The sequence below is a fragment of the Ignavibacteriales bacterium genome (assembly GCA_015709675.1).
Taxonomy (GTDB): domain Bacteria; phylum Bacteroidota; class Ignavibacteria; order Ignavibacteriales; family Ignavibacteriaceae; genus H2-BAC3.
This window is the reverse complement of the sequence record CP054182.1, coordinates 1093843-1107009: the sequence shown is the minus strand read 5'-3', so window position 1 is coordinate 1107009 and position 13167 is coordinate 1093843. Positions and strand designations below refer to the sequence as shown.

At 45.2% G+C, this 13167-nt stretch carries 8 protein-coding genes; 7 read left to right on the top strand and 1 reads right to left on the bottom strand.

Annotated elements, in window-relative coordinates; genetic code table 11:
* Positions 1 to 3: 3 nt before the first annotated feature.
* From gyrA to HRU80_04020, 7 genes are all read left to right on the top strand, one after another.
* Positions 4 to 2448 (top strand): DNA gyrase subunit A, encoded by a 2445-nt coding sequence (gene gyrA / locus HRU80_04050; protein ID QOJ28090.1) that lies wholly within the window; start codon positions 4 to 6, stop codon positions 2446 to 2448.
* A 68-nt stretch (positions 2449 to 2516) separates the two neighbouring features.
* Positions 2517 to 2765 carry a hypothetical protein gene (locus HRU80_04045; protein ID QOJ28089.1) on the top strand — a complete coding sequence of 83 codons (249 nt, stop codon included), beginning with the start codon at positions 2517 to 2519 and terminating at the stop codon, positions 2763 to 2765.
* Positions 2766 to 3135: 370 nt separating this feature from the next.
* Positions 3136 to 4368 carry a T9SS type A sorting domain-containing protein gene (locus tag HRU80_04040; GenBank protein QOJ28088.1) on the top strand — a complete coding sequence of 411 codons (1233 nt, stop codon included), beginning with the start codon at positions 3136 to 3138 and terminating at the stop codon, positions 4366 to 4368.
* Between the two features lie 788 nt (positions 4369 to 5156).
* The gene (locus HRU80_04035; protein ID QOJ28087.1) at positions 5157 to 7022 is read left to right on the top strand and encodes a hypothetical protein; all 1866 of its coding nucleotides are present in this window, start codon (positions 5157 to 5159) and stop codon (positions 7020 to 7022) included.
* Between the two features lie 40 nt (positions 7023 to 7062).
* Positions 7063 to 8382, top strand: a complete 1320-nt coding sequence (locus tag HRU80_04030; GenBank protein ID QOJ28086.1) for a hypothetical protein — start codon at positions 7063 to 7065, stop codon at positions 8380 to 8382.
* A gap of 698 nt (positions 8383 to 9080) precedes the next feature.
* Positions 9081 to 10784 (top strand): hypothetical protein, encoded by a 1704-nt coding sequence (locus HRU80_04025; protein ID QOJ28085.1) that lies wholly within the window; start codon positions 9081 to 9083, stop codon positions 10782 to 10784.
* Between the two features lie 40 nt (positions 10785 to 10824).
* On the top strand, positions 10825 to 12147 hold the full coding sequence (locus tag HRU80_04020; protein ID QOJ28084.1) for a hypothetical protein: 1323 nt from the start codon (positions 10825 to 10827) through the stop codon (positions 12145 to 12147).
* Positions 12148 to 12200: 53 nt separating this feature from the next.
* Here the strand turns inward: HRU80_04020 and HRU80_04015 are convergent, their stop codons facing one another.
* Positions 12201 to 13130: an NAD-dependent epimerase/dehydratase family protein gene (locus tag HRU80_04015; GenBank protein QOJ28083.1), complete on the bottom strand. Its 930-nt coding sequence runs from the start codon at positions 13128 to 13130 to the stop codon at positions 12201 to 12203.
* Between the last annotated feature and the right edge of the window lie 37 nt (positions 13131 to 13167).

Below are 13167 nucleotides of genomic sequence, written 5' to 3'. Positions count from 1 at the left end.
TAAATGGCAAACATATTTGATAAAATAAATCCGGTCACGCTCGAAGATGAGCTGAAATCATCGTATATAGACTATTCGATGTCCGTAATCGTCTCCCGCGCGCTGCCCGATGTGCGCGACGGCCTGAAACCGGTTCACCGCCGCGTTCTCTTCGGAATGCACGAACTGGGTATGGCTCATAACCGCCCGTATAAAAAATCCGCGAGAATCGTGGGTGAAGTCCTTGGTAAATATCATCCGCACGGCGACTCGGCTGTGTATGAAACCATGGTCCGCATGGTGCAGGATTTCTCACTCCGCTACCCGCTGGTTGACGGTCAGGGCAACTTTGGCTCTGTTGACGGCGACTCCGCTGCAGCAATGAGATATACCGAAGCACGGCTTGCTAAAATTGCAGGTGAAATGCTCCGCGATCTGGAAAAGAACACCGTAAACTTTGCCCCCAACTTTGACGACACTCTGCAGGAACCAACCGTTCTTCCGTCATATTTGCCGAACCTTCTTGTTAACGGTTCAAGCGGTATCGCGGTCGGAATGGCTACCAATATTCCTCCGCATAATCTGAGTGAGGTGGTTGACGGTCTTATTGCGCTGATCAAGAATCCTGAGATTACCGGCGAAAAGCTGATGAAACATATCACCGCGCCTGACTTCCCCACCGGAGGTATAATCTTCGGTTACCAGGGCGTAAGGGATGCGTTCCTGACAGGACGCGGCAAGATTATCGTCCGCGCTAAAGCGAATATCGAAACCGCTAAAAACGGCAGAGAAAGCATCATCGTTACAGAGCTTCCGTATCAGGTGAATAAAGCCGCTCTGCAGGAAAAAATTGCGGAACTGGTTAAAGAAGGCAAAATTGAAGATATATCAGCGCTCAGAGATGAGTCTGACCGGGATGGTATGCGCGTGGTTATTGAACTGAAGCGCGATGCTCAGCCGGCTGTGGTTCTTAATCAGCTCTTTAAGCACACACAGATGCAGACAACCTTTGGCGTGATTATGCTTGCGCTGGTTAATGGCGTGCCTAAAGTGCTGACACTTAAGGAAATCATGCAGCACTTCCTTACCCACCGGATGGATATTCTCATCCGCCGTACAAAGTTTGACCTTGATGCCGCCGAGCGCAGAGCACATATCTTAGAAGGATATATCATCGCGCTTGATAACATTGATGAAGTTATCGAGACGATCAAGAAAAGCCGCGATGTTGACTCCGCTAAGAACAACCTCATGCGGAAGTTCAAGCTGTCCGAAATTCAGGCAAAAGCCATCCTGGATATGCGTCTGCAGCGGCTCACCGGCCTTGAAAGAAAGAAAATTGAAGATGAATACCGCGAAGTAATTAAACTCATCGAAAAACTGAGAGGCATTCTGGACAGCGAAGAGAAAAGGAATCTTATCATCAAAGAAGAACTGCTTGCGCTTAAAGAGCAGTACGGCGATGAAAGAAGAACCGAGATTATCTATGACTATACCGAATTCTCGCTTGAAGATGTAATCGCCGAAGAAGACGTGGTGGTCACTATCTCTCACAAAGGATTTATTAAGAGATTCCCCGTGAGCGGTTACCGCAAACAGGCGCGCGGAGGCAAGGGAGTTTCCGGAGCAGGCACCAAGGATGATGACTTTATTGAACACATGTTTGTCGCCAGCACGCACCAGTATATACTCTTCTTCACCGATAAAGGAAAGTGTTACTGGCTTAAGGTGCACGAAGTACCGGAAGGAGGACGTGCATCCCGCGGTAAATCGATCATCAACCTGATTGAAAAGGAAAAAGATGAACAGATAGCCGCTTTTGTAGCCGTGAAAGAGTTCAAGGATGACCAGTATCTCCTGATGGCAACAAAACAGGGCACCGTTAAGAAAACCGTGCTTTCAGCATACAGCAACGTCCGCAAGAGCGGTATTAATGCTATCAGTATTAATAACGGTGACAGTCTCATCGGCGTAAAACTCACTGACGGAAAGAGCGATATCGTTCTCGGCACACGCGAAGGTATGGCCATCCGCTTCCATGAGGATGACGTTCGCGATATGGGCAGAACTGCTACCGGCGTGCGCGGCATTACACTTGGTAAAAAGGATGAAGTTGTAGGTGTACTTGCAATCAAGCGCCAGGGCTCAGTGCTTGTGGTGACTGAAACCGGATTCGGAAAACGTTCCGATATAGCCGATTACCGCCTTACCAAACGCGGCGGCAAAGGCGTAACCACGGTTAAGATAACCGAAAAGACCGGCAAAATGATCACCATGATGGAAGTTTCCGATAACGAAGAACTGATGATCATCTCAACCGGCGGTATGGTTATACGCCAGAGCGTAAAAGAGCTCAGAGTAATGGGACGCAACACACAGGGCAACCGCCTTATCCGCCTTAAAGACGGAGATGCAATAGCGGACGTCTCAAAGATCGTTCCTGAAGATGATGACAATGCAATAGCATAAAGTAACATAAAAGGCGGGCTCATCACCCGCCTTTTTTATATTCATTCTTAAACTTTGTGGAGAAAGTTTTGGAAAAGCAGACCGTATATAAACCCATAGACTGTTCATTTTATGACGAGCTTGAACTTATAGCCATGCGCGGCACGGAAACAGAAATTGTGTTTCTCGACGGCGGCAAACCCATACGCAGGCGCTGCAGCATTCAGAGTCTTGAAAGCAAAGGGGGAGCTGAGTATCTCGTACTCACCGACAAAACAGAAATCCGGCTTGACAATCTTCTTTCCATAGACGGAAAAGTGCCAAAGCAGAGCTGCTGAAATTAATTAGTAGTCAGGAATTAGTAATTAGTAATCGCTGAGCATATATCTGCTCGGCTTATATACCTGTGCTGTTACAATTCTTTTAGACTTAGCGCCTTTGCGCGAGTTATATACTCTTCTCTATCAGATGACTGTTCCATTGCTTCTCCCAAAACTCTGCGTGACTTTGCTTTTACTCTGCAGGACTTTGCGTTAACTCTTCCTGAAAACTCTTCCCATGAGTGTCTTTTCTGCTCCCATTTCACATAACCTTCCCTTCATCCCCCGGCTGTGGTTATTATCAGACAAGCCGCATGGCACATTGTTTTGAATCTGCTTTTTCTATATTCGCAAAACAATTTTTGTTATCTCTTTATCAGGAGCAGTCATGAAACCTTTCTGTTCTATTGTCCTGTTCTATTCTGTTTTTTCCCTGACAACATTTGCCCAATCGGGCTGGACACCCCAGTCAAGCGGTGTGGATTCCAAAGCCTGGCATGTTTATTTCACCGATGAAAATAATGGCTGGGTACCTTACAATAACGGGGAGGTTATCCGCACAACCAACGGAGGAGCTGTGTGGACAAAAATTACTCCCGCACCCGGCGGTTATCTTTTTGGCTGCTATTTTCTGAACAATTCAACCGGCTGGATTGCCGGATTATCCGGCTCAATAAGAAAAACCACCGATGGAGGAGCTACCTGGACAAACCAGACATCCGGAACCACCAGCCATGTCTTCAGAATCAAATTCTTCAATGAGAATACAGGTTACGCGGTAGCGGGGAATGGATTTACCGGCGGTGCGATCTTAAAAACAACAAATGGTGGAACGAACTGGACCTCACTTCCTATTAAAGCCAACGAAGCTCTTTCAAGCATCTTCTTTGTGAATGAAAACAAAGGCTGGGCTGCCGGCATCAGAGGAAAAATTACCCGTACAACTGACGGCGGAGCAAACTGGGATACAACTTCAATTCCAACATATTCAGAGTTGCGAAACATTCACTTTATCAGCGAAACAACCGGATGGGTAGTCGGCGGTCTTCCGGCTGTGATCGCAAAAACTACTGATGGCGGAAACTCCTGGGTTCAGCAGTCTCCAGGAGTATCGGATTATCTCCTCTCTGTTTTCTTTACAGATGAAAACAACGGCTGGGCTTCCGGTGATAACGGAAGAATAATAAAAACCACAAACGGAGGAACAACGTGGACTACGGAGAACGTCCCCGGCTTTATGCGGCTCTATCACCTCCATTTTGTAAATCAGACAACCGGATTTGCCGTGGGGGACAGCGGAGCAATATTTAAGACCGGAGGAACAACTTCAGCTTTTGAACAGGGTGAAGGCATTCCGTCAGAATTTACTTTGGCACAGAATTATCCAAACCCATTTAATCCTTCAACTACGGTAGAGTTCACACTGCCCGTGAGTTCTTTGGTGCGGCTTGAGCTGTATGATGTAATGGGCAATAAACTGGCTACTTTGCTCAATGAGACCAGAGAAGCCGGAAAACACTCCCTGCCGATTGATGCGGAGACTCTCAGCAGCGGTACGTATATATACCGTCTGCAGGCTGGTACATTTTCGCAGGTTAAGAAAATGATTCTTCTTAAGTAACCATTATAGTCAGTCCGGAAGGAGAACTCCCCTGCTAATCACCTCATTCGCGGGAACTCTCCTTCCGGAACTTTGTCATGGTTTCTTTTATTGCATAAATCCACCGACTGAGTGGTCCCATAGCAGAGTAATTAATGAACCCCTGTAGCGGGTGACATGTTAATAAATACTTCGCCTTTGCTGCCCTTCATGAACCAGTGCCGCGGGCAGCATATTATTAACAACCGGCCCTTCGCTGCAACTCCTAAACCCGCATAGCGGGTGGCATATTAATAACAACCGAACCTTCGCTGCAACTCTTTAACCCGCGTAGCGGGTGACATGTTAATAAATACTGAGTCTGTACGAACCTTTATAAACCCGCGTAGCGGGTGGCATATTAATAAATACTGAGCCTTTACGAACCTTCATGAACCCGCGTAGCGGGTGGCATATTAATAACAAACCTTCGCAAAAGCTCATTAATCCAAAGAGCGGGTGAACTATAAAAATCAGATCGGTTAAAACAAATCAGTATATTCATCGCTTCACTGAACGGCAAATTTGTATAAATAACTAAAATTTGAAACCTAACACTGTTTACATAATAATAATTATGTAAACAAAACACACTCTGGCTGTTAACCTCGCCTTTTTCCTTCGATACCCCCCTGCCTGCTTTATGCTTCACCCTGTTTATTTGACAAATATCACACTCATTACGGCTGAATATATATTTTCACGGTAATTTCCGCAATTCTTTCTTTATATTTACTGTGTCGAAAAATTCTCACAGAAAGGTGGAAACCATGAAGACACTAGCTAACTTAAAGTGGCTTCTGCGGTACAGCTTACTTGTTCTGCTCACGCTCACACTTGTTTCCTGCTCCGAAGAAGACCCTATAGGTACGCCTGACCCGGCCGAATCCAAAACAAAATCCGACCAGGCAACCGCCCTCCTTGAAACCGAAATGTTCAATATGATAAACAATAACTATAACAGCCTCGCTGATCTTGATCAGATCAATATGAGCGCTGCTAATTCGCTGTTTAAGGAGGCCCTCACCCTTGATGAAACAAACGCCCAGGCACAATTTGGGGCCGCATTCACTGAATTTGTAATGGTGTATAAGGATCCCGATTTTAATGCCCTTCTCAAAGATATAGACTCTGCATTCAATCAGGAAAATCCGCTCAAAAAGCTCCTCTCCCCGACTCTCCTTCCGGGCGGAACTGCAGGAATGAAAATCCCCGTTGATGATGCGGGTTCAGCTATTTTTACCATGATGAAGCTTGCTGTTAAAGACCCTCCGCTCATCAGCCGTATTCAGCAGGTACTCAGGGATAAACTGCTCCCCCGTCTTGAATACGCAGCTAACCTTTTCGCTAAACTTGAAGCCAATCCCTCTTTTAAGTTTGTTATAAGCGGAAAGATGCAGGGTGATCCGGAGATGGAAGCTGTGGCCCTTTACCCTGCTGAAATCTACATCATGGATGCCATGATGCATATTCTGAAGTTCAATGTGGATGCGTTCCTGGTATATAAATTTGACATTCCAAATTATAACCAGTCAACGCTCCTTGCAGCGCTTAACCAGAACAGCACGAACTTCTTCTATCTTGCCGCCGATGGCGCATCCCGTGCAACCATGGCTAAGAATGATCTTAATCTTGTCGCAACCAAACTGCTCAGCGGAATTACTTCCCTGGAAACCCTCTCGGGCAGCAAAGCTGACGCTGTTATCAAAATTGGCAATAACGGTATCAAACAGAATGATCTTGACACCACCAAGAAGTATCTCAACAAGTTTAAGGATGCCATAACGCAGACGGTAACGGTTCATCTTAAAGATGCTGACAGTGAAGGCAACAATTATGATATCCAGATCAATCTGGGTAATTTCTTTGATAATCCTGTTCAGAATCCGAAATCAGCCTTTATACCTGCTTATACGGTTGAACCGCGGGGAACTGACGACATAGATTTCCGCTTTGATGCAACAACCTACGCAGAATTCACCTTCCCTGATCCCAAATTCGGGGGGCTGTTTCCCGACATGACCAATGAGCTCCTTAAACGGCTCTTATATATAGACGACGAATTTGCATACCGCCTCGAAGGTTATGTTAATTCCTCAGGAGGATGGTTCACTGATGTTCAGCTAAAAGTTATCACAGCCACCAGGCAGTATGTTTGTGACCTTAAACCTTACCGCGATTTTGAACTTTTCGTAAGGGATGCAACAAACACCCCGGTCGAGATAACCGGTTATGCTCTCCTGATCAATGGTGAAGAGTTTGAAATGGCCATGGTAAATCCGAATGACCGCTTCTTCATTGAATCGCAACGGCATGACTGGCTGGAAATCCGGCTGCCCGTAATTCCTCACAGTCTGGATGGATTTGCATCAGGTCAGAACAACATCATTCTGAACTGGCAGAGCAAGCCATCGCTCCCCTGGGGTGATTTTAATATATATAAGAAAACAGGAAGCGGAAACTTTGAACTGAATTCATCCGGATTCTTCGGAAATCAGTACCAGGACTGGAATGTAACCGCTGGCGTAAGCTATACCTATAAAGTTTCCAACAGGATTAACAATGAGTATTTCGGTTATCCGGCTCTGGTTGCCGCTTTTGAATACTTCAGCAATCAGGTAACGATTACACCTTAACCTGTTGCGTTTTTGTTTCTTTCTCTCTCTATTACTGGCTGTGCGGTTTCTTACCGCACAGCCGGTTTTTTATATACCTGACACAGCTCAGGTTGTTTCTTCTTCTGCCGGCTTCACCGATCTTTACCGCGAAAGTTCAGTTGTCAGCAGTTTCAGTGCATCGCTTCAGGATTTCTCTCTCAGCTACTCATCGCCGTTTTCATCACGCTTTGCCGGAAGGATTACTGTTGCCCGCTATGGCTTTCTGACTTCCTATTCACGGGAGGGTGATGTGTCCTTCTTCAAAGCATCAACAGCAAGCCAGAAGATAACCGGTGAAATTTCTTTTTCAGCTGGCGGCTTTCTCATTCAGCCGTCATTTACCGTTCATGAACTGAAAAACAGGTACAGTTATTCCTATTCCCTTAATGCTGCTCTCCGTCCGGAAAGGGATAATCCGCCGCCGCTCTGGATGCAGCTATTCACCCGGAATGAACCTGCACTCATCGAAGCAGTTGCTGTTGATCAGAATATATCAGTACCTTATATTTTTGCGGAGAGCGGATCAGCGGCCGGAGGAACTATTCAGCTTGCCGGCGGTTTTTCTCTGGAGGGTATATACCGAAAAGTTTATCCGGAAAAAACGGCGGAGGATGATGATTTTAATGGTATTCTGGCAATTTCCTCGGAGGAATTTGAGGGGGCTCTTGTCCGCAGATCAAAAAACCTGAAAGCCGGTGTACGATATCATGAGTTCCGCGGTGAGGGTAAAATTGATGCATATTATACTAATCTGAGTTTCAGCAGTATAAGCATCTCGACACTCCGTTATAAGAGCTGGTCCGCTTTCTCTTCGTTCCGGGCCGGGCGAAATTATCTGCTCAATGCAGAACTTTCGCACTACTCTGCAAGAGGCAGGGCTTCAGGTAATATACAAACCTGGCCTTTCTCCGGTTTTTTAATTTCTGTATTCGGCAACAGAGTAAATGCCATACTTCAGGGAGGAGCCGAACTTCTTACCATCAGAATGAGCAGCGAAATCACCACTGATGATCTTCGCTTTGTACCGAAGCTCAGCTACTATGATATCAGACCTTCACTGACAACAGAAACCTGGCAGCCCGCCTTTCTTATTTTTGGTGTTAAGGATTACCGTAAAAACGTTCTCCGGATCAGCAGAGCAGGTGCTCTTCTTCTGTCTTCTGATTTTTACTGGAATACCGGATCGTGGAAACTCTCCGCCGGTTTCGGACAGTTTATCCCCGTATATATAACAAAACGCCCGCAGGAAGAAACAGGAGTCCCCTCAGGCGGTGCCGGAGTCAGCGTAAAATCAGACGGCGGCAGATGGTTTAGTTTTACAGCCGGCTATTATTTTTAATCGAGAGTTTTCAATTCTATTGAATTTTTCTAGTTTAATTTAAAGCTTATTCTTTCTCAGACACTTTTAATTTATTCCATGTTCTTGGTTTTACTCCGAGTAATTTGACTTTTTTTATGGTACGAAGGCACCACCTTGAAATTCCTTGATTATCGAAAAATGACCTGAATAGTTGTAGAATGATGCGCAACACACGGTGAAATTTTTATGGATTTTACTCGGTATAAAATGCTGCACACTTCACGATTCCTTTACTGATTAACTAGTATCTTTTTCCATTTTGAAGAGACTGCTTTCTGTAATAGGGAAAATCGATGCCATCCTTCTATATAATAAAAATAATTAGCAGCTACTTGACACTAATTTTATTTATCCTACATTGTACCCCTTTACACTTCTCTCTTAAAAGATATCGTATGTGATCTACTAAAAGTAATATTTTTATTAAACAACTATTCTACTTTTGCCTTATATTGCTATTGTAGAAATATTTTTATCAGAAAGGCGGATACATGAAGACGCGCATAAACCAAGAGTTGCTTCAGAAGTACAGTTTACTGGTTTTGTTCTCGTTCCTACTTTTATCTTGCTCCGAAAAAGACCCCATCTCATATAAAGAACCGGACCCCATTGTTAATGAAGACTCGGTTTTTTCAAAGAACAAATCTGACCAAGCGGTTTCACTCCTTGAAACCGAGATGTTCAATTTGATCAAAAACAATTACAACACTCTCGCTGACCTTGACCAGGTCAATATGTCTGCTGCTAATTCGCTGTTTAAGGAGGCCCTCACCCTTGATGAAACAAACGCCCAGGCACAATTCGGGGCCGCGTTCACTGAATTCATGATGGTGTATAAGGACCCCGATTTTAATGCTCTGATTAAAGATATAGACTCTGCATTCAATCAGGAAAATCCGTTTAAAAAACTCCTCTCCCCAAACCTTCTGCCCGGAGGTACTGCAGGAATGAAAATCCCCGTTGATGATGCAGGATCAGCTGTTTTTACCATGATGAAGCTTGCTGTTAAAGACCCTCCGCTCATCAGCCGTATTCAGCAGGTGCTCAGGGATAAACTGCTCCCCCGTCTTGAATACGCAGCTAACCTTTTCGCTAAGCTTGAAGCCAATCCTTCTTTTAAGTTTGTTATAAGCGGAAAGATGCAGGGTGATCCGGAGATGGAAGCTGTGGCCCTTTACCCTGCTGAAATCTACATCATGGATGCCATGATGCACATTCTGAAGTTTAATGTGGATGCGTTCCTGGTGTATAAATTTGACATTCCAAATTATAATCAGTCAACACTCCTTGCAGCGCTTAACCAGAACAGCACGAACTTCTTCTATCTTGCCGCCGATGGCGCATCCCGTGCAACCATGGCTAAGAATGATCTTAATCTTGTCGCAACCAAACTGCTCAGCGGAATTACTTCCCTGGAAACCCTCTCGGGCAGCAAAGCTGACGCTGTTATCAAAATTGGCAATAACGGTATCAAACAGAATGATCTTGACACCACCAAGAAGTATCTCAACAAGTTTAAGGATGCCATAACGCAGACGGTAACGGTTCATCTTAAAGATGCTGACAGTGAAGGCAACAATTATGATATCCAGATCAATCTGGGTAATTTCTTTGATAATCCTGTTCAGAATCCGAAATCAGCCTTTATACCTGCTTATACGGTTGAACCGCGGGGAACTGATGATATCGATTTCAGATTTAATGCAACAACCTACGATGAATTTGTTTTCCCCGATCCAACATTCGGCGGTCTGTTCCCCGGCATGACGAATAACGTTCTGAAACGGCTTCTGAATATAGACAAAGAATATGCTTACAGGCTTGAAGGGTTTGTAAATTTTTCCGGCGGCTGGTTTAATGATGTGCAGCTTAAGCTAAGCACTGGCAGCCGTGATTATATAATTGACCTTGAACCATACGGCGTATTTGAACTCTCTGTGCGTGATGCGACCGATACTCCGGTTGAAATCGTCCACTACGCTCTTCTGATAAGCGGTGAAGAGTTTGAACTGGCAATGGTTAATCCTAATGACCGGTTTTATATTAAATCGCAGGAGCGCGACTGGGTTGAAATCCGTCTCCCTGTATATCCGCAAAACCTGGAAGGATTCGCTGCCGGACAGAATAACATCATTCTGAACTGGCAGGGTAAACCGTCTGTGCCGTGGGGTGAGTTCAATATATACAAAAAAACCGGGAGCGGTAATTTTGAACTGAACTCTTCAGGTTATTTCGGCATGCAGTACCAGGACTGGAATGTAAACGCCGGAGTAAGTTATACCTACAAGATATCCAACCGGATTAATAATGAGTATCACGGTCATCCGGCCCTGGTCGCTGCCTATGAGTATTTCAGCAATCAGGTAACCATAACTCCGTAACCGGTTGCGGTTTTATCTCTTTCTCTCCCTCTTGCTGGCTGTGCGGTTGTTAACCGCACAGCCGGTTTTTTATATACCTGACACCTCGGCAATTATAACAGCTGAGGCTGAGTTTGCCGATCTTTACCGGGAAACTTCACCGCTGAGCCGGTTCTCTTCATCTGTTCACTCCTTTGCTCTCCGGTTTGCAGTTCCTCTGCATGAACGCTTTAGCAGCAGAATATCAGTTTCGCGCAGTGGATTAATCACCTCAATTGATAAAGAAGGAGATATCTCTTCGGCAAAAGCAGTAACTGACCGCCGGAGCGTTACCGCTGATGCGGCATTTTCTCTCGGGGGATTTTTGATGCAGCCCTCTTTTTCGGTACATGAACAGAAGAACTCCTATTATTATTCTTATTCTTTTACCGCGTCACTCCGTGCTGAAAGGGATATGCCGTCTCCCCCTCTCTGGATGCATATATTTACCCGCAATGATCCTGCTCTTATAGAAGCAGTTGCTGCGGAGCAGTTTATTTCGGTACCGTATGTTTTTGCCGAAAGCGGCTCTCATGCCGGAGGTACTCTTCTCTTACCGGGGAACTTCTCTCTTGAGGGTATATACCGCAGAGGATATCCCGAAAAAACAGCGGAAGATGATGACTACAGGGGAGTTCTTGCTCTCTCTTCAGAACAGTATGATGCCGCTCTTATAAAAAAGGGTAAAAACTGGAAGGCGGGAATACGATTCAGTGAATTCAGAGGAGAAGGAAAAATTGATGCGTATTATACAAGACAAAGTTTCAGCAGCATTACACTTTCCAGGGCTTATTACAAAAGCTGGTCTCTCTTTTCTTCATTTCTAGCCGGTAAACGGCACCGGCTTTCTGCTGAATTGAGTCATTACTCCGCGCGGGGAAGAGCATCGGGGAATATTCAGACCTGGCCTTTTTCTTCCTTTCTTATTTCCGTATTTGGCAACAGGGTGAACGCTATTCTGCAGGGCAGCGCTGAACTGCTTACCCTAAGTGTTAAGGACGATATTCTTACGGAGAGCATGAGAATTATTCCACGCGTGCAGTATTTTGATATTCGCCCCTCATTCACCTCGGAGACCTGGCAGCCGGCGTTTCTGGTCTTTGGAGTAAGAGACTACAGAAGAAATGAACTGCTGATTACCCGCTCGGGACTGCTGCTCATTGCGTCAGATTTCCTATTTGATTACCGGTCCTGGAAATTCAGCGCGGGACTGGGACAGTTCATCCCTGTATATATCACCAAGCGTGATGCCGCCGGCCCCGGTGCGCCGCCCTCCGGCCCGGGAGTTAAAGTACAATCAGACGGAGGCCGCTGGTTTAACCTTAGTATAAGTTATAACTTTTAACGAGTGCAAAAATTTAATTCACAGTTCACAATTCACAGTTCACAATTCACAATTCACAATTGTAAAAAACTTTTCACCGTCTCCCGCACTCCCTCTTCATAGCTTGTTGGCTTAACCCCGAAACGCTTTTCAAACTTATCCGACCTGAATATATAATCCCCTTCGTACTGGTAGAGCATTTCTTTTGTTTCCTTCATAACCGGCATAAAAAGTCCGAGCAGTCCGGTCAGAAACCTGCCGACCACCATAATATCATCCTTGGCATGCATCTCTTTGGCGATCAGTCTGATCATTTCTCTGCCGGTAAGAGCATCCGGATGAGTAGGAAGATGCCAGGCCTGATTATATGCATCATCTGTGTTCCCCAGCAGTGCTGTTGCTCTGGCAGCATCGGGGGTATAGGTGAATGAGTGTTTTTTGTCTGGATTGCAAAACCAGTTTGCTTTTTTCCCTTTAAGAAAATTCTTAACCGTTACTTCTATAAGAAAGCTTCTCTCATTATCCGGACCGTAGAAATCCGCCGCCCGTGCAATCAGCGCATTTATTCTCCCATGACTGATGGCCATAGTAATCATTTCGATCAATTGCTTTCTTACCGCACCTTTGCGGCTCGGCGGGTTAAGCGGTGCATCTTCCGTCATATTTCCTAGTGAGGCAGCATCATACGCATACATATTATCAAAAAAGACAAGCCTTGCATTATGTCTTTCACAGGAATCAATGACCGCTTTAATCAGCCGCGGCCATTTTTCTTCCCAGATTTTAGCGCTGTATTCAAATCCTATCAGAACATAAACAACTTCAGAACCCGCAACGGCTGCATCAATCTGAGAGGGATCACTCAGATCAGCCGGAAAAAGTTCATCTGTTTCATTTATCTTTTTCGGATTCCGGCTGACTAATCTGACTTTATCCGTATAGTGTAACAATTCTTTCGCAAGCGGTCTGCCAATAGTACCGTTAGCGCCTAGTATAGTCTGCATGCTGGATTTCCATTACATTTTTTCGATTCACTCATAC